This window comes from Streptomyces nodosus (assembly GCF_008704995.1).
In the GTDB taxonomy this organism is placed as follows: domain Bacteria; phylum Actinomycetota; class Actinomycetes; order Streptomycetales; family Streptomycetaceae; genus Streptomyces; species Streptomyces nodosus.
Genome location: NZ_CP023747.1, coordinates 2,724,862 through 2,746,902 on the forward strand (window position 1 = coordinate 2,724,862; position 22,041 = coordinate 2,746,902).

The 22,041-nt window shown below is 73.1% G+C and carries 18 protein-coding genes; 10 read left to right on the forward strand and 8 right to left on the reverse strand.

Going from position 1 to position 22,041, the window contains the following annotated elements; genetic code table 11:
* Window positions 1-31 precede the first annotated feature (31 nt).
* Together CP978_RS12375 and CP978_RS12380 are read left to right on the forward strand one after the other, a co-directional pair.
* On the forward strand, window positions 32-3,358 hold the full coding sequence (locus tag CP978_RS12375; RefSeq protein ID WP_043448451.1) for a S8 family serine peptidase: 3,327 nt from the start codon (window positions 32-34) through the stop codon (window positions 3,356-3,358).
* A gap of 382 nt (window positions 3,359-3,740) precedes the next feature.
* Window positions 3,741-4,757 carry an aspartate-semialdehyde dehydrogenase gene (locus CP978_RS12380; RefSeq protein WP_043440240.1) on the forward strand — a complete coding sequence of 339 codons (1,017 nt, stop codon included), beginning with the start codon at window positions 3,741-3,743 and terminating at the stop codon, window positions 4,755-4,757.
* Between the two features lie 76 nt (window positions 4,758-4,833).
* Here CP978_RS12380 and CP978_RS12385 read toward each other — a convergent pair whose 3' ends face one another.
* Window positions 4,834-5,925, reverse strand: a complete 1,092-nt coding sequence (locus CP978_RS12385) for an aldo/keto reductase (protein ID WP_207312914.1) — start codon at window positions 5,923-5,925, stop codon at window positions 4,834-4,836.
* Between the two features lie 130 nt (window positions 5,926-6,055).
* Between CP978_RS12385 and CP978_RS12390 the strand changes: the two genes are divergently transcribed.
* The gene (locus CP978_RS12390) at window positions 6,056-6,661 is read left to right on the forward strand and encodes a TetR/AcrR family transcriptional regulator (RefSeq protein WP_150478208.1); all 606 of its coding nucleotides are present in this window, start codon (window positions 6,056-6,058) and stop codon (window positions 6,659-6,661) included.
* 119 nt (window positions 6,662-6,780) lie between these two features.
* On the forward strand, window positions 6,781-9,417 hold the full coding sequence (pepN, locus tag CP978_RS12395) for an aminopeptidase N (protein WP_043440243.1): 2,637 nt from the start codon (window positions 6,781-6,783) through the stop codon (window positions 9,415-9,417).
* Window positions 9,418-9,485: 68 nt separating this feature from the next.
* Here the strand turns inward: pepN and CP978_RS12400 are convergent, their stop codons facing one another.
* On the reverse strand, window positions 9,486-10,433 hold the full coding sequence (locus tag CP978_RS12400) for an EamA family transporter (RefSeq protein ID WP_079162105.1): 948 nt from the start codon (window positions 10,431-10,433) through the stop codon (window positions 9,486-9,488).
* A 164-nt stretch (window positions 10,434-10,597) separates the two neighbouring features.
* Between CP978_RS12400 and CP978_RS12405 the strand changes: the two genes are divergently transcribed.
* Entirely contained in the window at window positions 10,598-11,179 is a 582-nt protein-coding gene (locus tag CP978_RS12405; protein ID WP_079162106.1) for a MarR family winged helix-turn-helix transcriptional regulator, read from the forward strand.
* On the opposite strand, the gene CP978_RS12410 is transcribed toward CP978_RS12405, so the two are convergent.
* The 4 genes from CP978_RS12410 to CP978_RS12425 form a co-directional block, all read right to left on the reverse strand.
* A complete protein-coding gene (locus CP978_RS12410) occupies window positions 11,157-12,650 on the reverse strand; it encodes an FAD-dependent monooxygenase (protein ID WP_079162107.1) in 1,494 nt (497 codons plus the stop codon). The genes CP978_RS12405 and CP978_RS12410 overlap by 23 nt on opposite strands.
* 260 nt (window positions 12,651-12,910) lie before the next feature.
* Window positions 12,911-13,150 carry a hypothetical protein gene (locus CP978_RS12415; RefSeq protein ID WP_043440245.1) on the reverse strand — a complete coding sequence of 80 codons (240 nt, stop codon included), beginning with the start codon at window positions 13,148-13,150 and terminating at the stop codon, window positions 12,911-12,913.
* A 105-nt stretch (window positions 13,151-13,255) separates the two neighbouring features.
* Window positions 13,256-15,322: a 4-alpha-glucanotransferase gene (gene malQ / locus CP978_RS12420; RefSeq protein ID WP_043440247.1), complete on the reverse strand. Its 2,067-nt coding sequence runs from the start codon at window positions 15,320-15,322 to the stop codon at window positions 13,256-13,258.
* Between the two features lie 363 nt (window positions 15,323-15,685).
* Entirely contained in the window at window positions 15,686-15,970 is a 285-nt protein-coding gene (locus CP978_RS12425) for a hypothetical protein (RefSeq protein ID WP_043440249.1), read from the reverse strand.
* 283 nt (window positions 15,971-16,253) lie between these two features.
* Here CP978_RS12425 and CP978_RS12430 point away from each other — a divergent pair, with 283 nt between their 5' ends.
* The 5 genes from CP978_RS12430 to CP978_RS12450 all read left to right on the forward strand — a co-directional run bounded on the left by CP978_RS12430 (window position 16,254) and on the right by CP978_RS12450 (window position 20,563).
* Window positions 16,254-16,868, forward strand: a complete 615-nt coding sequence (locus CP978_RS12430; protein ID WP_174498627.1) for an RNA polymerase sigma factor — start codon at window positions 16,254-16,256, stop codon at window positions 16,866-16,868.
* Window positions 16,865-17,761, forward strand: a complete 897-nt coding sequence (locus CP978_RS12435; protein ID WP_043440251.1) for an anti-sigma factor family protein — start codon at window positions 16,865-16,867, stop codon at window positions 17,759-17,761. Before CP978_RS12430 ends, CP978_RS12435 begins: the two co-directional genes overlap by 4 nt.
* 65 nt (window positions 17,762-17,826) lie before the next feature.
* On the forward strand, window positions 17,827-18,612 hold the full coding sequence (locus tag CP978_RS12440) for an ABC transporter ATP-binding protein (protein ID WP_043448458.1): 786 nt from the start codon (window positions 17,827-17,829) through the stop codon (window positions 18,610-18,612).
* Window positions 18,609-19,958, forward strand: coding sequence for a hypothetical protein (locus CP978_RS12445; protein WP_043440253.1), 1,350 nt, complete (start codon window positions 18,609-18,611; stop codon window positions 19,956-19,958). The genes CP978_RS12440 and CP978_RS12445 overlap by 4 nt, the downstream gene beginning before the upstream one ends.
* The gene (locus tag CP978_RS12450; protein ID WP_043440254.1) at window positions 19,955-20,563 is read left to right on the forward strand and encodes a hypothetical protein; all 609 of its coding nucleotides are present in this window, start codon (window positions 19,955-19,957) and stop codon (window positions 20,561-20,563) included. Before CP978_RS12445 ends, CP978_RS12450 begins: the two co-directional genes overlap by 4 nt.
* On the opposite strand, the gene CP978_RS12455 is transcribed toward CP978_RS12450, so the two are convergent.
* Together CP978_RS12455 and CP978_RS12460 are read right to left on the reverse strand one after the other, a co-directional pair.
* Window positions 20,530-21,231 (reverse strand): hypothetical protein, encoded by a 702-nt coding sequence (locus CP978_RS12455; RefSeq protein WP_227745359.1) that lies wholly within the window; start codon window positions 21,229-21,231, stop codon window positions 20,530-20,532. The genes CP978_RS12450 and CP978_RS12455 overlap by 34 nt on opposite strands.
* Window positions 21,228-22,028: a MerR family transcriptional regulator gene (locus tag CP978_RS12460; RefSeq protein WP_043440255.1), complete on the reverse strand. Its 801-nt coding sequence runs from the start codon at window positions 22,026-22,028 to the stop codon at window positions 21,228-21,230. Before CP978_RS12460 ends, CP978_RS12455 begins: the two co-directional genes overlap by 4 nt.
* Window positions 22,029-22,041: the final 13 nt, after the last annotated feature.

Sequence of the window (22,041 nt, forward strand, 5' to 3'; positions counted from 1 at the left end):
CGTCCTCGTTCCTTACCGACAAGGGATGCTGATGACCTCCGACCCTCAGCGCGCACCACTCACGGGCGCGAGACGCCTGGCCCGCATAGCCATGGCCGCCGGCGTGGTGACCGCGCTCTCCGTGGCCGGCCCGATACCCCTGGCCCTTGCCCAGGACGGCCCCACGGCCACCGACCCGGCCGTCAAGCCGGCGGACGACAAACTCGGCTCGACCGGTGCCGAACTGCTCGCCGAGGCCAAGGCCGAGGGCGCCAAGAACGTCACCATGATGATCGCGACCGCGCCCGGCAAGACCGAGCAGGTCGCCGAGCAGCTGGACGCCGTCAAGGGCGCCGCCGTGGGCCGCGCCTACGACAAGCTCGGCTATGTCCGCGCCACCGTGCCGACGGACAAGGCGGACTCGGCGATCGCCGCCGCCACGAAGCTGTCCTCCGTGCAGGCCATCGACCTGAAGCAGGACATCCCGCTCGACGACCCGAGGCCCGAGGCGGACACCGCCCAGGGCAAGGACAAGGGCAAGAGCAAGGACAAGGGCAGCTACCCGGCACCGGGCAAGAACACCCCCGCCGAGAACCCGTACAACCCGTCCTTCGAGACGGGCGCCGTGGAGTTCGTGAAGAAGAACCCGAAGGCGGACGGCCGGGGCATCACCATCGGCGTCCTGGACTCCGGTGTGGACCTCGGCCACCCGGCGCTCCAGAAGACCACCACCGGCGAGCGCAAGATCGTCGACTGGGTGACCGCCACGGACCCGATCGTCGACAACGACGGCACCTGGCTGCCGATGACCACCGGCGTCACCGGCCCCCAGTTCACCTCGGGCGGCAAGACCTGGAAGACCCCGGCGGGCTCCTTCCTCTTCAACACCTTCAGCGAGTCCGTGACCAAGGGCGGCGACGCCAACGGCGACCTGGACCGCGACGGCAGGACCACCAGCGTGTGGGGCGTCCTGTACGACCCGGCGAACGGCACCGTCCGCGTCGACCTGAACAACAACAACGACTTCACGGACGACGTCCCGATGAAGCCGTACAAGGACGGTTACCAGGTCGGCTGGTTCGGCCAGGACACGACGGACCCGGCGACCGGCGCCAGCATGCGCGTGCCGTTCGTCGTGGAGACCCGCAAGGACGTACCGATGGACCCCAAGGGCGGGTCCTGGATCGGCAAGAAGGCCGACTTCGTCAACATCGGCGTCATCGAGTCCGAGCACGGTACGCACGTCGCCGGCATCACCGCCGCCAACAGCCTGTTCGGCGGCAAGATGAACGGTGCCGCCCCGGGCGCGAAGATCGTCTCCTCCCGGGCCTGCAACTGGGACGGCGGCTGCACCAACGTCGCGCTCACCGAGGGCATGATCGACCTCGTGGTCAACCGCGGCGTGGACATCGTCAACATGTCCATCGGCGGCCTGCCGGCGCTCAACGACGGCAACAACGCCCGTGCGGCGCTGTACACGCGGCTCATCGACACCTACGGCGTGCAGCTCGTGATCTCCGCGGGCAACAGCGGCCCCGGCCTCAACACCATCGGTGACCCCGGCCTCGCCGACAAGGTCATCTCGGTCGGCGCGACCATCTCCAAGGAGACCTGGGCGGCCAACTACGGCTCCGTCGTGGACACCAAGTACTCCATGATGCCCTTCTCCTCGCGCGGCCCGCGTGAGGACGGCGGCTTCGCGCCGATCATCTCGGCGCCCGGCGCGGCCATCAACACCACCCAGACCTGGCTGCCCGGCGGCCCGGTCGCCGAAACCGGCTACTCGCTCCCGGCCGGCTACTCGATGCTCCAGGGCACCTCGATGGCGTCCCCGCAGGCGGCCGGCGCGTCCGCGCTGCTGCTGTCGGCGGCCAAGCAGAAGCGCATCGACCTCACCCCGGCGACGCTCCGCACCGCGCTGACCTCGACCGCCCAGCACATCAAGGGCGAGCAGCCGCACAGCGAGGGCGCGGGCCTGATGGACATCGTCAAGGCCTGGAAGTCGATCGAGAAGGGCGCCTCGGCGCACCAGTACACGGTCAAGGCCCCGGTCAGCACCTCGCTGTCCTGGGCGCTGGCGACCCCGGACTTCGGCACCGGCCTGTACGACCGCGAGGGCGGTCTGAAGAAGGGCCAGAAGAAGACCTACGAGGTCCAGGTCACCCGCACCACGGGCCAGGCCGGTTCGGTCAAGCACCACCTGAGCGTGCAGAACGGCGACGGCACCTTCAAGATCGTCGGTTCGTCCGAGGTCTCGCTGCCGCTGAACAAGCCGGTGACGGTCAAGATCGAGGCGAAGCCCGGCTCCGCCGGTGTGCACAGCGCGATCCTCGAGGTCGACGACCGCCGCACCGAGGGCGTGGACAAGCAGATCATGCTGACCGTGGTGGTCGCCACGGAGATCGCCAAGCCGTCGTACGCCTACTCCGTGTCGGGTGTCGCGCAGCGCAACAGCACCCTGTCGTACTTCGTGACGGTCCCGCAGGGCGCGAAGACCCTCGAGATCTCGATGAGCGGCCTCAAGGACAAGAGCCAGACCCGCTTCATCGCGATCCACCCGTACGGCACCCCGGTGGACAACACCTCGACGCCGTACTGCTACCCGAACTACGAGAACCCGGCCAACACCTGCCGTCCGGACGTGCGTTCGTACGCCAACCCGGCGCCGGGCGTCTGGGAGATCGAGGTCGAGGCGCGTCGTACCTCCCCGCTGCTGGACAACCCGTTCAAGCTGAACGCGGCGGTGTACGGGCTGCAGTTCAGCCCCGCGGTGCAGACGGTCGAGGAGGCGAAGGCCGGTACGCCGACCCCCGTCTCCTGGACGCTGACGAACAAGCTCGCCGGGCTCGACGCCCAGCTCAAGGGCGGCTCGCTGGGCTCGTCGAAGTCGAACCGCCCCACCATCGCCGACGGTGACCAGCAGACCATGACGGTCGTCGTCCCCGCCGGTGCCGAGCGCCTGGACGTCGCCATCGGCAATGTCTCGGACGCCGGGGCCGACCTGGACCTGTATGTGTACAACGCCGCCAACCAGCAAGTCGCCCGATCGGCGGCGGGCGGCTCGGAGGAGTCCGTCTCCATCGCCAAGCCCGCCGCGGGCACCTACACCGTTCTGGTCAACGCCTACTCGGTGCCGGCCGGCACCACGGCCTACGACTACCGGGACGTGTACTACTCGGCGGCGCTCGGTTCGGTGAAGGTCGACGAGGCGAAGGTGTTCACGCTCGCCCCGAACGGCACGGCGCAGATCTCCGCCGATGTCGTCGCGAACGAGCCGGCCCCCGCGGGCCGCGAGTTCTTCGGCGAGGTCCAGGTGCTGAACACCCGCGGCACCGTCGCGGGCCTGGGCAGCGTGAAGATCGGCAAGGTCATCTCGTAACGGCGGTCTCCACCTCCGGTAGCTGACGAAGGGGCGGGCTCCACCCGGAGCCCGCCCCTTCCGTTCGTCCGACACCTGAGCGCCCAGGGCACGGCAGAGGCGTACATCACATCGCCGAGTGCGCCGGAGAGCCATGGGCAGGCACCGGACAGCACGGCGTCCGGCGCGGAGCGCCCGGCGGACGCATTCCTCCGGTCCGGCGGGGCGGGCACGGGACGTCCGCAACCGGCGTCCGGGGGTCTCACGTCCCATCCCTCGGGCAGCGGGCGCTGAGAACGCTAAAAACGCTAAGAATTGGACAGGCGGCCAGGGGTCGGCCGCATGATGGAACAGGCCTCGGCCAGGCCACAGAGACACCAGAGACACTGCAGAGGGAGTCACCGTGAGGATCGGAATCGTCGGAGCCACCGGTCAGGTCGGCACGGTCATGCGCGGGATCCTCACGGAGCGCGACTTCCCCGTGACCGAGCTGCGCCTGTTCGCCTCGGCCCGCTCGGCGGGGACGGTCCTGGACGGGATCACGGTGGAGGACGCCGCGACCGCGGACTACACCGGCCTGGACATCGTGCTGTTCTCGGCGGGCGGCGCGACCTCCAAGGCGCTGGCCGAGAAGGTCGCCTCGCAGGGCGCCGTGGTCATCGACAACTCCTCCGCCTGGCGCAGGGACCCGGATGTGCCGCTGGTGGTGTCCGAGGTGAACCCGCATGCGATCGCCGACCGCCCCAAGGGCATCATCGCCAACCCGAACTGCACGACGATGGCCGCGATGCCGGTGCTGAAGCCGCTGCACGAGGAGGCCGGTCTCGAGGCGCTGGTCGTCGCCACCTACCAGGCGGTGTCCGGCTCGGGTCTCGCGGGCGTCGCGGAGCTCCACGGGCAGACCCAGAAGGTGGTCGCGGACGCCGACCGGCTCACCCACGACGGTGCGGCTGTGGAGTTCCCGGAGCCGTCCGTCTACAAGCGTCCGATCGCCTTCAATGTGCTCCCCTTCGCGGGCAACCTCGTCGACGACGGTCTGCACGAGACCGACGAGGAGCAGAAGCTGCGCAACGAGTCGCGCAAGATCCTGGAGATCCCCGGGCTGAAGGTCTCCGGCACCTGTGTCCGGGTCCCGGTCTTCTCCGGCCACTCCCTCCAGATCAACGCCCGCTTCGCGCGTCCGCTGCCGGTGGAGCGCGCCACCGAACTGCTGGCCGCCGCCCCGGGCGTGGCCCTCTCCGAGATCCCGACCCCGCTCCAGGCGGCCGGCCAGGACCCGTCGTACGTCGGCCGCATCCGCGCCGACGAGACGGTGGACAACGGTCTGGCCCTGTTCGTCTCCAGCGACAACCTCCGCAAGGGCGCGGCCCTGAACGCGGTGCAGATCGCGGAACTGGTGGCGGCTGAGCTGAACGCATAGCGCTCCCGCGGCGTCATGACGGGTCAGGGGCGGTCCTTTCGGACCGCCCCTGACGGCGTTTCACCGGGGCTCCGCGTCAACGGCGGCCGTTCCACACCGGCGGGGCGAAGGTGTCGGGCCGGTCGCCGATGCCGAGGCCAGGGCTGACCACCCACGACTGGTACTCCGGGGTGAACATGCCGTAGACGGCGGCCGTGACCGGCGCACTGGCCTGCTCCAGCCGGGCGCGCGCGTCGGCCGGGAGCTCGAAGCCGAGCGCGGCGAGGTTGCTCTCCAGCTGCGACTCACTGCTCGCGCCGATCACGAGCGAGGAGATGGCCGGCCGGGTCAGCGACCAGTTGAGCGCCACCTGGGCCATCGGCTTGCCGAGTCCGTCGGCGACCGTACGCAGCGCGTCCACCACGGCCCAGTCGCGGTCGGAGACCGGGCGGACCGGGGCGTCCGGGACGCTGATCCGGCCCTCCCCGGCGACGCCGGCCTCGGTGCGCCGGTACTTGCCGGTGAGCAGGCCGCCGCCGAGCGGGCTCCACGCCGTCAGCCCCATCCCGAGGGTCTGCGCCATCGGGACGTACTCCGCCTCGATGCCGCGGTCGAGCAGGGAGTACGGCAGCTGCACGGTCACCATCGGCGTCAGGCCGTGGGCCTCGGCGTAGCTCTGCGCGCGGGCGGCGTACCAGGCGGGCACATCGGAGAGGCCGGCGTAGCGGATCTTGCCGGCGCGGACGAGGTCGTCGAAGGTCTGTACGACCTCCTCGACCGGGGTGATCCGGTCCCAGGTGTGGAGCAGATAGAGGTCGAGGTGGTCGGTGCCGAGCCGGCGCAGCGACGCCTCCAGCGCGCGGATCATGTGCTTGCGGCCGTTGCCGCCGGCGTTCGGGTCGGTGGCGTCGATCGAGTTGGTGTACTTGCTGGTGAGCACCAGCCGCTCGCGATTGCCGGCCTTGGCGATGATCCGGCCGAGCATCCGCTCGCTCTCCCCGGCGGTGTAGAAGTCGGCGGTGTCGATGAAGTTGCCGCCCGACTCGACGTACCGGTGGAAGATCGGCGCCGCCTCCTCCTCCGTCCGGCCGTACGGCGCGTGGAGGCCGCCGACGCCGAAGTTCATGGTGCCGAGCGCGAGTCGGCTCACGCGCAGGCCCGAGCGGCCGAGCAGATAGTAGTGGTTCACGTGGGTCTCCTTCACGCCGTGATGGTCGGGACGACCTCCACGACGGTAGAAAGATTATTTTGGACCCACAAGTCCAGAAACAGGTACTGAATGGACTGGGCGGTCCAGAACGGAGGGCTATGCTCGGGGCATGGCACTGACCACCAAGGGCATGGCGACCCGACAGCGGATCCTGGAGGGCGCGGCCGCCTATCTGCGCAGCAACGACGCGGGCAACGCGACGCTCGACGAGATCCGTGAGGTGACCCGGACCAGCAAGAGCCAGCTCTTCCACTACTTCCCCGGAGGGAAGGAGGAGCTTCTGCTGGAGGTGGCCCGCCATGAGGCCGGCCGGGTCCTGGAGGACCAGCAGCCCCACCTCGGCGCCCTGGACTCCTGGGCGGCATGGGACCGCTGGCGCAGGGCGCTCATCGCCCGCTACAAGGCCCAGGGGCCGAACTGCCCGCTGGCCTCGCTGATGAACCATGTCGGCCATGTCCCCGGCGCCGCGGAGGTGACCACCACGCTGCTGGGGCAGTGGCAGGACTATGTCGAGCGCGGGATCGTCGTCATGCAGACCAAGGGCGCGGTGAGCGCCACGATCGACGCGCGACGCACGGCCGGCGCGTTCATCGCCGGCATCCAGGGGGGCGTCACCGTGCTCCGCACCACCGGCCGCACCGATCATCTGGAGGCGGTTCTGAAGATCCTCATCAGCTACCTGCGCGGCTCGGTCGCCCAGGAAGTCTCCCCCTGACCATGTGACCGCTTCCCCGGGCCGGGCCCGCACCGCCCCGGTGCGCGCCCGGTCACCGCACCGACGCCCTGACGACATGGAAGGATGACGCAACCCACACATAATGAGGAGATGACCGCGTGCCTGGCACAAACCTGACTCGCGAAGAGGCACAGCAGCGGGCGAAGCTGCTCACTGTTGACTCGTACGAGATCGATCTCGACCTCTCCGACGCCCAGAGTGGGGGCACCTCCCCCGCAGGTGACGGCGAGAACGGGGGAGGCACCTACCGGTCCGTGACCACGGTGCGCTTCGACGTGGCCGAGGGGAGCGCCTCCGGGGGAGGCACGGAGTCCTTCATCGACCTGGTGGCCCCGGCCGTCCGCGAGGTCACCCTCAACGGGGACCCGCTCGACCCCGCCGAGGTCTTCAAGGACTCCCGGATCGCGCTGCCCGGCCTGCTGGAGGGCCGCAATGTGCTCCGGGTGGTCGCCGACTGCGCCTACACCAACACCGGCGAGGGTCTGCACCGCTTCGTCGACCCCGTCGACCAGCAGGCCTACCTCTACACCCAGTTCGAGGTGCCGGACGCCCGCCGGGTCTTCGCCTGCTTCGAGCAGCCGGACCTGAAGGCCACCTTCCAGTTCACCGTGAAGGCGCCCGAGGGCTGGACCGTGGTGTCCAACTCGCCGGCCCCCGCGCCCGAGAACGACGTCTGGGTGTTCGAGCCGACGCCCCGTATCTCGACGTACATCACGGCGCTGATCGCCGGCCCGTACCACAGCGTGCACAGCGTGTACGAGAAGGACGGCCAGTCGGTCCCGCTCGGCATCTACTGCCGGCCCTCGCTGGCCGAGTTCCTGGACGCGGACGCGATCTTCGAGGTGACCCGGCAGGGCTTCGAATGGTTCCAGGAGAAGTTCGACTACGCCTACCCCTTCAAGAAGTACGACCAGCTCTTCGTACCCGAGTTCAACGCGGGCGCGATGGAGAACGCGGGCGCGGTGACCATCCGCGACCAGTACGTCTTCCGGTCCAAGGTGACGGACGCCGCGTACGAGACGCGGGCCGAGACGATCCTGCACGAGCTGGCCCACATGTGGTTCGGCGACCTCGTGACCATGGAGTGGTGGAACGACCTGTGGCTGAACGAGTCGTTCGCCACCTACACCTCCATCGCCTGCCAGGCGTACCACCCGCAGTCCCGCTGGCCGCACTCCTGGACCACGTTCGCCAACTCCATGAAGACCTGGGCGTACCGGCAGGACCAGCTGCCGTCGACGCACCCGATCATGGCCGAGATCAACGACCTCGACGATGTGCTGGTCAACTTCGACGGCATCACCTACGCCAAGGGCGCCTCGGTCCTCAAGCAGCTCGTCGCCTATGTCGGCATGGACGACTTCTTCGCGGGCGTACAGGCGTACTTCAAGCAGCACGCCTACGGCAACACGCGCCTGTCCGACCTGCTGGGCGCCCTGGAGCAGACCTCCGGCCGCGATCTGAAGACCTGGTCGAGGAAATGGCTTCAGACCGCGGGCATCAACGTCCTGCGGCCCCAGATCGAGACGGACGCGGACGGCGTCATCACCTCCTTCGCCGTCCGCCAGGAGGCCCCGGCGCTCCCGGCCGGCGCCAAGGGCGAGCCGACCCTGCGCCCGCACCGCATCGCCATCGGCCTCTACGACCTCGACCCGGACAGCGGCAAGCTGGTGCGCGCCGCGGACGGCCGGATCGAGCTGGACGTGGACGGCGAGCTGACCGCCGTGCCGCAGCTGGCCGGCCGGCGCCGCCCGGCGGTCGTCCTGCTCAACGACGACGACCTGTCGTACGCCAAGGTGCGCCTGGACGAGGGATCGCTGGCCGTCGTCACCGAGCACCTGGGCGACTTCGAGTCCTCGCTGCCGCGCGCCCTGTGCTGGGCGTCGGCCTGGGACATGACCCGGGACGGGGAGCTGGCGACCCGCGACTATCTGTCGCTGGTGCTGTCCGGGATCGGCAAGGAGTCCGACATCGGCGTGGTGCAGTCGCTGCACCGCCAGGTGAAGCTGGCCGTCGACCTGTACGCCGCCCCGTCGGCCCGTGAGGCGCTGCTCACCCGGTGGACGGACGCGACCCTGGCCCATCTGCGGTCCGCGGAGCCGGGCAGCGACCACCAGCTGGCCTGGGCGCGCGCCTTCGCGGCGACCGCCCGCACCCCCGAGCAGCTGGACCTGTTGGAGGGGCTGCTGGACGGCACGGGGACCGTCGAGGGCCTGGCCGTCGACACCGAGCTGCGCTGGGCGTTCGTGGAGCGGCTCGCGGCGGTGGGCCGCTTCGACGAGGCGGAGATCGCGGGCGAGCTGGAGCGGGACAGGACGGCGGCCGGTGAGCGGCACGCGGCCACCGCCCGTGCGGCGCGTCCGGCCCCGGAGGCCAAGGAGGAGGCCTGGGCGTCGGTCGTCGAGTCCGACAAGCTGCCGAACGCCGTGCAGGAGGCGGTGATCGCGGGCTTCGTCCAGACCGACCAGCGCGAGCTGCTCGCCTCGTACACGGAGAAGTACTTCGCGGCGGTCAAGGGCGTCTGGGACTCCCGTTCGCACGAGATGGCCCAGCAGGTCGTGGTCGGGCTCTACCCGTCGGTCCAGGTGTCCGAGGAGACCCTCGCCAGGACCGACGCCTGGGTGACCGACACCGACCCGAGCCCGGCGCTGCGGCGTCTGATCTCCGAGTCGCGCGCGGGTGTGGAGCGGGCCCTGAAGGCCCAGGCCGCGGACGCGGCGGCGACCCGGGCCTAGCTGTTCTGTTCCGGGAGGTTGTGGACGGGAGGGGGCGTCCGGCGCGTGCCGGGCGCCCCCTCCCGTGCTCATCCGTTCTCGTGGGCCGCCGCGGCCTCGCGGGAAGGGGCAGGTCGGTTCGGGGCGTGGTCCTCTCCGTGGCCTGCCCGCCTCCGGACGCCGGGTGTGCGTGGCCTGAGCTGGCCGAGGACCGTCGCCCCGAAGGCCACCGCCATGCCGCCGAGCTGGACGGGGCCGAGCGCCTGGCCCAGCGCCACCCAGCCGACCACGGCGGCGGTCAGCGGCGAGAGCGGGCCGAGGAGGGTGGCCTGGGTGGCGGTCAGTCGCCCGATGCCCCGGAACCACAACCAGTACGCGACCGCGGTGTTCGCCACCGCGAGGTAGAGATACCCGCCCACCGCCGGCCCGTCGAGCGCGGGCGGCGCCCCCTCCACGGCCAGGGCGACGGGTGCGATCAGCAGCCCGCCGGCCGTGAGCTGCCAGGCGGTGAGGGCGAGCGGACCGGCACCCTCCGGGCGGCCCCAGCGCTTGGTGAGCACGGTGCCGGTGGACATGGAGGCGGTGGCGGCGAGCGCGGCGAGCACCCCGACCAAGTCGAGCGCCCCGGCCGCCTTCAGGACGACAAGGCTGACGCCGAGGGCCGCGGCCACGCCCGTCAGCAGGGTCCGTACGGTCGGCCGCTCGCCGAGCAGCACTGCCGACAGGCCCGCGACGAACAGCGGCCCGACCGACCCGACCACGGCCGCCATCCCGCCGGGCAGCCGGTACGCGGACAGGAACAGCAGGGGAAAGAAGGCGCCGATGTTCAGCGCGCCCAGCACTGCCGCCTTCCACCACCAGGCGCCGCGTGGCAGTGCCCGGGCGAGCGCGAGCAGCAGCAGCCCGGCGGGCAGCGCGCGCATCAGACCGGTGAACAGCGGACGGTCGTCCGGCAGGAACTCGGTGGTGACGGCATAGGTCGTCCCCCAGGAGACGGGGGCGAGGGCGGTGAGCAGCACGACGGCGTACCGCTTCATGACGGGCTCCTTCCCGAGACGAGACGGACGACGACGCGGGCACATCGGCGCTCCCGGAACCCGGCGCCGCCCCAGCGCTCGAACCTTAAATAGCTTAGCTCTAAGCGACTTAGCGTCAAGCTGCTTTCTTGCGAGCGACCGGAAGGCTGGCGGATACTCTGCCCATGACCAGGGACAACCGCGGGAACGACGGCGAACGCGGCGAACGCGACAAGGGCACCGAGAGCGCCGAGGGCGGGGTGCCCAGGGATCCCGTCGACGCGATCATCGGGCAGTGGGCCGTCGAGCGGCCCGACCTCGACACCGCCGCGATGGAGATCTTCGGGCGCATCTCCCGGATCACCCGGACCATGGGCGACCGGATGGACAAGGCCTACGCACGGTTCGGAATCTCCCGCGGGGAGTTCGACGTCCTGGCGACCCTGCGCCGCTCCGGCGAGCCCTATGCGCTCTCGCCGCGCCGGCTCTCCGCGACCCTGATGATCACCACGGGCGGGATGACCGGCCGGCTGGACAGACTGGAGCGGGCGGGGCTGCTGCGCCGCTCCCCCGATCCGCACGACCGGCGCGGACTCCGGGTGACGCTCACGGACAAGGGGTTCCGGCTGGTCGACGAGGCCCTGGGCGCGGGCCTCTCCCTCCAGACCGAGGCCCTGGGCGCCCTGGACCCGCGGCAGGCCGGCCAACTGGCCGATCTGCTGCGCCGACTGCTCGCCGGAACGGTCAACTCCGGCCCGTCCAGCTGACCAGCGCCTCCTCGAGCCGCGCCGCATCGGGCGTCTCGGCCGCCCAGGCCACATACCCGTCGGGCCGTACCAGCACGGTCGTCCGCCGTCCGCTCGCCCAGTGCTCCACCGCCAGCCGGTCCCCGCGGCCGTCCGCCGTGTACTCCTCCGGGGTGATCAGCACGAACCGGCCACCGCGCAGGGCCTCATAGAGCCGGCCGGAGGCGAGGGCCACATCGGGGATGCGTCGGCCGGTCAGCGGATGGGCGCCACGGGGGGCGGCATAGGCGTACCCGATCCCGGTGACCTGCCCGATCGCCCGCCGCCGCAGCAGGCCGACCCGGCCGAACGCGGCGATCAGCACGGCGCGCAGCGCCAGGGTCCAGGGGCGCTCGGCCATCGCCAGCCGGAGGATCCCACCGCTGCTGCGCAGCACGGACCGGCCGACGGGGTGGCGTTCGGACTGGTAGGTGTCGAGCAGGGCGGGGCCGGCGTGGCCGTGGAGCACGGCGACGAGTTTCCAGGACAGGTTCGCCGCGTCCTGGAGACCGGTGTTCATGCCCTGGCCGCCGGCCGGGGAGTGCACATGTGCGGCGTCCCCGGCGAGGAAGACCCGTCCGACGCGGTAGGCGGGTGCCTGGCGCTCGTCGCTGTGGAAGCGGGACAGCCAGCGGGCCTCGCGCATGCCGTAGTCGCGGCCGAACGCCGAACGGGTGATCTCCCGGACCTCGTCGAGGGCGAGCGGCGCGCTGTCGGGGACTTCGCGCCGGCGGTGCCAGCAGACGACCCGGTGGTAGCCGTCACCGAAGGGCACGATCAGGGCGAAGGCATCGCCGCCGGCGGCGGCGTTCAGCACCTGCTCGGGTTGCTCCTCCAGGAGGACGTCGGCGAGGACGACGGACCGGATGACGGACCTGCCGGGGAAGGGCTGGCCGATCGCCCGGCGCACCGCACTGTGCAGCCCGTCCGCGCCGACCACATACGCGGCGCGCATCTCACCGGGCTCGCCGTCGGCCCCGCGGACCCGGAGGGTCACCCCGTCGGCGTCCTGTCTCAGCCCGGCGACCTCGGTGTCGTATGCGAAGCGCACCCCGGCCGCGGACCCGCGCCGCTCCAGCGCCTTCTCCACCTCGTACTGCGGGAGGACCAGCACATGCTGGAAACGGGAGGGGAGGGTGTCGAGCCGGACGGAGACACGCTGGAGGAACCGGATGTCGGACAGGGGCTGTCCGACGGCCTCCAGTTCGTCGGCGAGCCCCCGGGCGTCGAGCTGTTCCAGGGAGCGGGCGTGCAGGGCGAAGGCGCGGGAGAGGTTGCTGATCCCCCGGGGGCGCTTCTCGACGAGGGTGACGGGAACACCGGCTGCGGCGAGGTCACCGGCCAGAAGGAGGCCGGTGGGCCCGGCGCCGACGACGATCACACCGGCGGCGCCGGGGCCGTCGGAAGCGGGGGTGCCGGGGCGGGGAGCGGTGGTGCGGTCCTTGTCTGTCATGGCTGCCTCCTGCTGCCCACGCTCACCGATGGATGTGCGTCGGTCAACGACCGGGGCCGCCGTTCGTTGCGCGGCGGGCACGCGGACGAGGGGCCCTCAGACCGCTCCCGGCCCGGACGGCCGCGCCGGGAGCGCACACGGAAAAACGCCGAGGGAGCCCGCGGCACTCGGTAGTGCGCGGGCTCCCTCGGCGGAAGCGTGAAAGGGCAGGGGCGCCTCGGGGCCCGAGCGGGCGGCCCCGTCGGCTCCGGAAGGGGGCGTCAGCCCTGCTTCGGCTGCTTGTGGGACTTGTCCAGCACCATGACCAGACCGGCGATGACCAGGAACAGTACGATCGGCGCCGCCACGAAGAGCCCCAGCGTCGAGGCCACGCTCAGGCCCTGGCCGGGGTCGTCGCCGTCGTCGCGGGTCAGCGCGAGCGCGGGGGACGACATGAGCAGCATCATCAGCGTCGTACCGGCGGCCAGGGCGCCGGCGCGCAGGGCGTTCTTCTTGTCCACGGTGCAAACGTAGCGAACGCTCGAACAGACCGCGCGTCCGGGGGTGGGATACGGGCCCCGGGGTGCCGCCGCCCCGGGGCCCGCCATGGGTCCCGAACGCCCGTTTCACCCGCTCCTTCCCCCGTTCCTTCCCCGCACCACGTCCACCAGCGCGTGCAGCCGCGGCGAGGCCGCCAGCTGCTCCAGGGTCATCGGGCGGCCCTCCGCGCCCGCTATCGGCAGCCGCCAGTTCGGATACTCGTCCCAGGTCCCCGGCAGGTTCTGCGGGCGGCGGTCGCCCACCGCGTCGGGCAGCCAGACGCCGATCAGCCGGGCCGGGGTGCGGAGCAGAAAGCGGTGCACGGCCTGTACCTCCCGCTCCTCCGAGACCGCCGAGACCCCGCCGCTCACCCCCTTCAGCAGCCCGAGGCGGGACAGCAGGGCGAGCCACTCACCGGTGTCGACGGCCGCCGCGGCCCGCTCCTGGTCCAGGGGGCGGGCCAGCAGATCCAGCCGGTCGCGGAGTTCGATGTGTTCCCCGGTGAGCCGGGCGGCGGTGGGCGGCAGATCATGGGTGGTGGCGGTGGCCAGACAGTCGGCGCGCCAGCGCTCGGGCGGCAGCGGCCGTCCGGTGCCCTCCCAGTCCCGTTCGAACCACAGGACGGAGGTGCCCAGCACCCCGCGCTCGTGCAGCGCCTCCCGCACGCCGGGCTCCACCGTGCCGAGGTCCTCGCCGATGACCAGCGCCCCGGCGCGCGAGGCCTCCAGCACCAGGACCGCGAGCATGGCCTCGGCGTCGTAGCGGACGTAGGTGCCCTCCGTGGGCGGCTGCCCCTGCGGCACCCACCACAGCCGGAAGAGGCCCATGACATGGTCGACGCGCAGAGCGCCCGCGTGCCGCAGCAGGGCGCGCAGCAGCCGGCGGAAGGGGGCGTAGCCGGAGGCGGCGAGGCGGTCGGGGCGCCAGGGGGGCAGACCCCAGTCCTGACCCCGCGCGTTGAAGGCGTCCGGCGGGGCGCCGGTGGACATGCCCGCGGCGAGGTGGCGCTGCTGGGCCCAGGCGTCGGCACCGCCCGGATGCACCCCGACCGCGAGATCGTGGATCAGGCCGACGGCCATCCCGGCGTCCCGTGCGGTGCGCTGGGCGGTGGCGAGCTGGGCGTCGGTCAGCCAGGCGAGCCGGCTGTGGAAATCGACGCGGTCCATCAGCTCGGCCCGGGCGCGGGCGGTCTCCGCCGAGCGCGGATCGCGCAGCGGGACGGGCCAGTTCTGCCAGTCGGGGCCGTGCACCTCGGCGAGCGCGCACCAGGTCGCATGGTCCTCCAGCGCCTGGCCCTCCTCGGCGAGGAAGTCGGCGTAGGCGGCGCGCCGTCCGGGCCCGAGGGGGACGGCGTGCACGAGTTCGAGTGCCGCCCGCTTGAGCTCCCACACGGCGTCGCGGTCGATCAGGTCGCCCTTGTCGAGGACGGACTCCCGCAGCCGTGCGGCACGCTCCAGCAGCGCCCGCAGGGCAGCCCGGTCCTCGATGTACGGGAACTCGGGGACGTCCTCGACCCGCAGATGCACGGGGTCCGGGAAGCGCCGGGAGGAGGGGCGGTAGGGAGACGGGTCGGTGGGGGCGCCGGGCACCGCCGCGTGCAGCGGGTTGATCTGCACGAACCCCGCGCCCAGCGCACGTCCGGCCCAGGCGGTCAGCTCGGTGAGGTCGCCGAGGTCGCCCATGCCCCAGGAGCGGCGGGAGAGCAGGGAGTAGAGCTGGACCAGCACTCCGTAGGAGCGGGCCGGGGGCGCGGGCAGCCGGGCGGGAGCGGCGATCAGATGGGCCTTCGCGGTGCGTCCGTCGGGTGTGGAGACCTCCAGGGTGTGGACACCGGGCGGGAGTTGCTCGGCCGAGGCGCGGGTCTCGCCCTGCTCGGTGACGATCCGCAGCCGGGTGCCGTCCGGAAGCCCGTCGAGCACGGCGGGCGGCCGTCCGCCCCAGCAGACCACGGTCGGCGGCAGCAGCCGTTCCCGCAGCTCCCTCTCGCGCACGGCCAGGGCGCGGCGGGCGGCGTCCGGGGTGCCCGCGTCCACCCCGAGCGCGGCCAGCGCGGCGACGACGGCGGCGCCGGGGACCTCGACCGTGCGGTCGGGGGACGGCCGATAGGAGGTGGCGACCCCGTACAGCCGGGCGAGCCGGGCGAGCGGGGTCATGTCGCCGTGGGGCGCGGGATTCGCGGGCGCGTCGACGCCGGACGCGGGAACAGCCTGTACGTCGCCACCAGGCGCAAGACCGGCACGGACGGGATCAGCCGGCACGCCGCTGCCAGGCACACGACCAGCGGGCACGCCATCACCGGGCACAAGACCGGTACAGGCGGGACCAGTCGACGCATCGGCGCCGGGCACGGGAACAGCGGGCACGCCGCCGCCAGGCACGAGATCCGCAGGCACGTCGCCACCAGGCGCAAGACCGGCACGGGCGGGATCAGCAAGCGCAGGGGCGGCACTTGCGGGGTCGGTGGGCGCAGGGCCGACAGGCGCGGGATCGGCAGGTGCGGGATCGGCGGGGGCCATCTAGCACCCCGTGAGGCCCGGGCCCGTCGGCGAGGGCTCGCTGGTGAGGGGCGTGAGGTCGGCGAGCGAGGGCTCACTGGTCAGCGGGGTGAGGTCGCCCGGCGGAGGCTCGCTGGTCATCGGGGTGAGATCGGCGAGCGGGGGCTCCACGCCGGACAGTGGCGGTGGTGTCCCGACCCGGGGCTCCTCGACGCCGAGCGCGCCGGGCAGGGGGACCGGGTCGGCGGGCGGTTCCGCATCGCCTCTGGGCGGGGCCGGGGGCAGGGACTGTGCCGGTGCGGCCACGGGGGCCTCCTTGTCGTCGTACGACGCATGGCGGACGAGAGCAGCCCTACCCCGTGGGCGCCCACGCAGACGCACGGGGACGGACCGGGTGCGCCCGACGACGTCCGCCTGACGGCATGTCACCCCGCGCACGACTCCCCCACAAAGGGCGAATACGGCAGATCGGCCGCTCTCGTCGACACTCTAACCACGTGGACGGCGGCCTCGGCGCTTCTCCGGCGGAGCGGCACCGGAAAACGGCCGGGGTCGAACCGCCGGCCCCGGCCGGACCGATAGACGGGGTGTGAGACTGTTCCGCCCCGTGGGGGGCCACCGGGAGAAGGACACGGACGCGGCCCTGCTGCGCGCCGTCGGGGACGGGGACTCGGCGGCGATGGCGGTGCTGTACGACCGGCACGCGGGCTGGCTGCACCGGCGTCTGACGCGGCGCTGCGCCGACCCCGAGATGGTGCGGGAGGTGCTGCAGGACACCTTTGTGACGGTGTGGCGGTCGGCGGGGAGCCACCGCGGCCAGGAGGCGGGCGGCTGGCTGTGGACGATCGCCGCCCGGCGTCTGGTCGACGCCCGGCGGGCGCAGGAGCGGGCCGCACGGATCGAGACGGCGCCGATGGAAGCGGTGGGGGCCGAGCACGAGCCGGCCGTGGCCACCCCGTCCGCAGAGGAACGGGCCCTGACGGCACTGGAGTTCGGCGATGTGGGCACCGCCCTCGACCGGATCTCCCCCGAGCTGCGGGAGGTGCTGCGCGCGACGGTCGTCGACGGACTGACCACCCGGGAGACCGCCCGGCTGCTCGGCATCCCGGAGGGCACGGTCAAGACCCGCGCCCGCCGTGCCCGCGCCGAACTGCGCGCCGCCCTGGCGCGGTTGGACCCGACCCCGATGGGAGGCCCGGCATGACCCACTGGCACGCCCCCGACGACCTGGTCACCCGTTATGCGGACGGCTCGCTGCCGGAGCCGGACGCCTGGTCGTTGGAGAAACACCTGGAGAACTGCGGCGGTTGCGCGACGAGGGTCTCCCGGGCGGTCCGGGAGACGGCGGCGGGGCCGGTCCTGGCGGATGTGCGGCAGGCGGTGCTGCGGGCGGCGCCCGTCTCCACGGTCACGGTCCCGGCCGCCCCCGTACGCCCCCGTCCCTCCCGGGTCGGCCGGTGGCCCACCCGTCCACTTCCGGCCCGCGTGCTGTGGGCCGCGGGACCCGCCGTCCGCGGGGCCTGGCTGCCGGCGGTGCTGCTGGTCGCCGCCGGGGCGGTCGCGCTGGCGCAGTGGGGCGGGTTCTCCGTGGTCCGGCCGCTGCTGCTCGCCGTCGCGCCCGTGGTGCCCGTCGCCGGGGTGGCCCTCTCCTACGGGCAGCACGCCGACCCGCTGCACGAGATCGCCGCGGCCACCCCCTCCGGCGGGCTGCGGCTGCTGCTGACGCGGACCCTCGCCGTCCTGGCGGTGAGCCTCCCGCTGCTGACCCTCGCCGGGCTGCTGCTGCCCGCCTCGGGGGCGCCGGGCGCGGCGGCCTGGCTGCTGCCCGGGCTCACGCTGACCCTGGCCTCGCTCGCCCTGGCGTCCTGTGTCGACCTCCGGGTGGCGACGGCCCTCACCGGGGGCGGCTGGCTGTGCGCCGTCCTTGCCCCGGTGCTGTCGGGGCCGGGCGGCCGGCTGACCGAACGGCTCACCGAGCAGCTCTCCCGCTGTCTCGACGGCGCCCCCGCACAGGCCGGCTGGGCGGCGGCGGCCGGACTCTGCGCCGCCCTGCTCACCGCGCGCCGTACCTCCTACGACCGTGCGGAGCGCACATGACCGGTCCAAAAAGCCCCTGCCCCACCCCACCACCCCGCTCTGGAGAGACATTGAGCACGATCGAGGTGACCGGCCTGCGGGTACGGCACCGCAGCACCGTCGCCCTCGACGGCGTCGACCTCGCCTTCGGCCCGGGCGTGCACGGTCTGCTCGGCCCCAACGGCGCGGGCAAGACCTCCCTGATCCGGGTCCTCGCCACGGTCACCGGCCCGGCCGACGGCCGGGTGGAGATCCTCGGGGAGGACCTCGGCGACCACCGGCGGCGCGGCGAGGTCCGCCGCCGTCTGGGCTATCTGCCGCAGGAGTTCGGCTACTACCCGGGCTTCACCGTGCGCGAGTTCGTGGCCTATGTCGCCTGGCTGAAGGAGATGCCCGCGGCCGACGCCCCGGCCGCCGTCGAGAGGGCCGTGGCCCGGGTCGGCCTGGCCGACCGCATCGACGTGAAGATCAAGACGCTGTCCGGCGGCATGGTCCGCCGCGTCGGCATCGCCCAGGCCGTGGTCAACGATCCCCGCGTGCTGCTCCTCGACGAGCCGACCGCGGGGCTCGACCCGGAGCAGCGCATGGAGTTCCGTGCGTTGCTGCGGGAGCTCGGCAGGGACGCCGCGGTGATCGTCTCCACGCATCTGGTGGAGGACGTGGCCGCCGCCTGCACCGGGGTCACCCTCCTCGACGGCGGCCGGGTCGCCTACCGGGGCACGCCCTCCTCCCTCGCCGCGCTCGGCGGGACCACGGGAGAGGGGGCGGACGGGGGCGGCAGCGACGACCTGGGCGACAACCCGATCGAGCGCGGCTACACGGCGGCCCTGCGGGCGCACCGCGCCTCCACGGCACGGGTGGCGGTGCGATGACCCTCCTGACCGAGCGGAGCGAGCCCCGGACCACGCCCGCCCCGCGGCCGAGAGCGCCGCATCCGCTGCGCGCCGAGGCGGTCCGCGGCTTCGCCCCGTGGGCCGGGGCCGCCGTGCTGCTGACGGTGTGCGCGCTGCTGGCCGGCTCGTCCGACCGGTGGCAGGGCGACTGGGCCGAGACCCGTACGCGGCTGCACAGCGCGCTGCTGATCGCGGCACCCCTCGCGGCGGCCGCGGGCTGCCGGCAGGGCGGACGGGAGCGCCGGCGCAGGACCGAGGAGCTGTGGGGGACGGCGGTGCGCTCCCCGCTGGCCCGGTTCCTGGCCTCGGCCCTGCCGGTCGCGTTCTGGGTGCTGGCCGGGTATGTCCTCGCGGCGGCCCTGGCGCTGCTCGCCACCTGGCCGTACGCCCAGGGCGACCGGCCGCGTCTCGCCCCGCTGCCGGCGGACGCGCTGGTGGTGGCGGCCTGTGCGCTGCTGGGTCAGGTGGTCGGGCGGCTGGCGCCCTGGCGGGTGACGGCGCCCCTGGTGGCGGTGGCCGGTTACCTCGTCCTGGGGCTGCCGGCAATGGCGCACTCGGGCGGCGGCCGACAGCTGGACCCGGCCTTCCCGGTACCGATCGGCTCGGACCCCGTCCGGTGGCAGCCGCCGGTGATGGCGGTGTGGGCGGGTGGTCTGGCGGCGGCCGTGGTCCTGGCGTACGCCGCCCGCCGCCGGTACACGGCGCTGCTGCCGCTGGCCGCGGCGTCGGCCGCGGGTGTGCTGCTGGTGCAGACCGGCGACGGGCTCTGGCACGACGACCCGCTCCGGCGCCACCAGGTGTGCGACACCTCCACCACGCCCCAGATCTGTGTGAACGCGCGCTATGAAGGGCTGTTGCCGCAGGTCACGGAGGCGTTGTCCGGGATCACCGGCCGGCTGGAGGGCGTGCGCAATCTGCCGGTCCGGTTCGAGGACCACCCGGGCGACCCACGGCGCGAGGAGGCGCAGTTGCCCATGCTGGAGCCGTTCGGCTGGTCCGTCGTACGGGGCCGGCTCACCGATCCACGGCAGTACGCGTGGGAGGCCGCGACGGCCCTGACGTCCCGCGACCGCTGCACGACGACGGACCCGTCGGTGAGCAGGGTGGACGACGCCGTGGTGAACTATCTGGCGGCAAGCCCCGCGCAGCAGTACTTCGACGACCACGACGCCCAGGGCGACCCGGCCCGTCGCGCCAGGCTGAAGGCCCGGCTCACGGCCAGGGGCCGGCTGGCGTCGATGGGCGAGGAGGAGCGCCGCGCCTGGCTGTCGGCGTACTTCGCGACGGCGGGCCGGTGCGGCGCCGAGGGGGTGCCGGCCCTGTGAAATCCGCCGGTCCCCTGTTGTACGCGCGCTCCCGCGCCGTCCCCGTCACCCTCGCCGCGCTCGCCGGTACCGCCGCCTTCGCCGTCTGGGCCGCCCATCTCATGGACGCCTATCTGGACACCTACCGCAGGGTGCCGATCCTGGCGCTGGCCCCGCTGCTGGCCGCCGCCGTGATCGGTACGAGCCTGCACTCGGCCTCCCCGGAACTGGACCGCACGGCCGTACACCCCTGGTGGCCACGGCGGCTGGCCCAGCTCCTCGGCCTCACCGCGGTCGCGGCGGTCCTGCTGCCCGCGGCCGTGCTCGGGGACGCGCATGCCTTCGGCCCTCCGGCCATGATCCGCAACGTCCTGGGGTGCACCGGTGTCACCGCGGTCGCGGCCGTCCTGCTCGGCGCCCGGCTGAGCTGGCTGCCGGCCTTCGGCTATGTCAGCGCGGTGTATCTGACCCCGCCCGGAATACGCGGCCACGGGGTCACCCTCTGGGCATGGCCGATGCAACCGGGCAGCGCGCCCGGCGCCTGGGCGGCCGCCCTGACCGCCTTCGCCGTGGGCGCCGCTCTCCACGCGGCCTACGGCTCCCGCCCGGAGGGGCCCGGTGTCTGAGCGGTGGAGCCGCCGGGGGCAGCTCCGCCGCCCGCCCTCAGCGCGGCCACGACGGGCGCGGGGTCGTCGGCGTAGAAGCGGAACACCCGGGCCTCGGCGGGCCCGCCCAGGACGCGCGTGTACCCGACCGGCCCGGTGAGTTCGACGGTGATCGTCGTCTGCCCGCCCACGGCCAGCTGGGCGATGCCGTTCTCGTCCGCGGCGCCCGGACCGGCCTCGGGGAATCTCCGGTCGCAGCGGACGGAGGCTATGCGGTCGGCCGGGATGCGGATGTCCAGGAGGGCGCCGTAGCGCAGCCGGAGCGAGCCGTCGGCCCCGACCACATGGGGGCGCACCACGCAGGACGCATGCAGGGCGACGACGAGGTAACAGCCCCAGACGTCGACGACGAGGGCGATCGCGTGCACCACCGGCCAGGGGATCAGGAAGGCGAGGGCCACGGTCTCGACGACACAGACGAAGAGCAAGCCGTACAGGGTCGCCGCCTGGGCCGGGGCGTACGGGACGGGGAGATCACCCGCGGGTACGCCCTGCGGACCACGGCGGCTCACCCAGCGCAACAGGTCGGCGGCCAGGGAGAACTCATGGGCGATCAGCCTCCGCACGGGTGCCGGGACGGTGTCGGCGATCGCGGCGCGGAGGGCGAAGGCCCTTCTCGGCGCCCTCACCGGGCACGCTCCTCGAGCAGCTCGATGGCGCGGCACACGGCCGCGGCCTGGGCAGGGGCGAACTCCGCGAGCAGGGCGTCCATGAATCCGCCCGCCTCACCAGGGGCCTCGGCGTCCCCCGGGACGCCGAGGGCCCGCACCACCTCGTCCGGGAGGATGTCCACGACGGCCCGGGCGGTCTCCTCCACCCTGGGATCGTCCTCGGCGGCCTCGGCCAGGTCGTCCAGCCGGGCGTAGACCTCATAGGCGCGCCGCATGGCGTCCGGGTCGTCCCGGAACCCGCGCCCCATGGCGTGGAGCGGGCCGTGGTCGCCGCCGGGCGCTGCGGTCTCCAGCAGGGCGAGCAGTTCACGCTCCCTGGCCGCCATCGCCGGCTCAGGACCGGGCAGCCTCGCCGCGGCGCGGGCCATGTCGTCGAAGAGGGCCCCGAGTTCGGGAGAGACCGGGGCCTCGGCCGGCAGCCGCCCGGTCGGCCCGGCCTGCTCCAGCAACCGGCCCAGACGGGCCCGGCGCCGCCGGATGGCGTCCTCCTGACGGGCCAGATCGGCATCCAGCTCGGTGAGGATCTCGACGAGGTCCCTGCCCGCGTCACCGGCCAGCACGTCCCGCACCTCGTCCAGGCTCAGCCCGAGCTCGGTCAGCCGACGGATCCGGGCCAGCTCGACGGCGTCACGCAGCGCGTACTCGCGGTACCCGTTGGGCTGCCGAGGCGGTTCCGGCAGCAGTCCGATGCGGTGGTAGTGCCGTACGGCACGGGTGGTGATGCCGACGATCCCGGCAAGCTCTCCGATGCGCATACCCCCCAGTAGA

Bases quoted from the DNA above. Each gene is read 5' to 3' on its own strand.
- malQ (WP_043440247.1), bottom strand. From the start codon at position 15,322: ATGACCCCGCTCGCCCGGCTCGCCCGGCTGTACGGGGTCGCCACCTCC.
- CP978_RS12375 (WP_043448451.1), top strand. From the start codon at position 32: ATGACCTCCGACCCTCAGCGCGCACCACTCACGGGCGCGAGACGCCTG.
- CP978_RS12460 (WP_043440255.1), bottom strand. From the start codon at position 22,028: ATGCGCATCGGAGAGCTTGCCGGGATCGTCGGCATCACCACCCGTGCC.
- CP978_RS12445 (WP_043440253.1), top strand. From the start codon at position 18,609: ATGACCCTCCTGACCGAGCGGAGCGAGCCCCGGACCACGCCCGCCCCG.
- CP978_RS12400 (WP_079162105.1), bottom strand. From the start codon at position 10,433: ATGAAGCGGTACGCCGTCGTGCTGCTCACCGCCCTCGCCCCCGTCTCC.
- CP978_RS12405 (WP_079162106.1), top strand. From the start codon at position 10,598: ATGACCAGGGACAACCGCGGGAACGACGGCGAACGCGGCGAACGCGAC.
- CP978_RS12410 (WP_079162107.1), bottom strand. From the start codon at position 12,650: ATGACAGACAAGGACCGCACCACCGCTCCCCGCCCCGGCACCCCCGCT.
- CP978_RS12390 (WP_150478208.1), top strand. From the start codon at position 6,056: ATGGCACTGACCACCAAGGGCATGGCGACCCGACAGCGGATCCTGGAG.
- CP978_RS12435 (WP_043440251.1), top strand. From the start codon at position 16,865: ATGACCCACTGGCACGCCCCCGACGACCTGGTCACCCGTTATGCGGAC.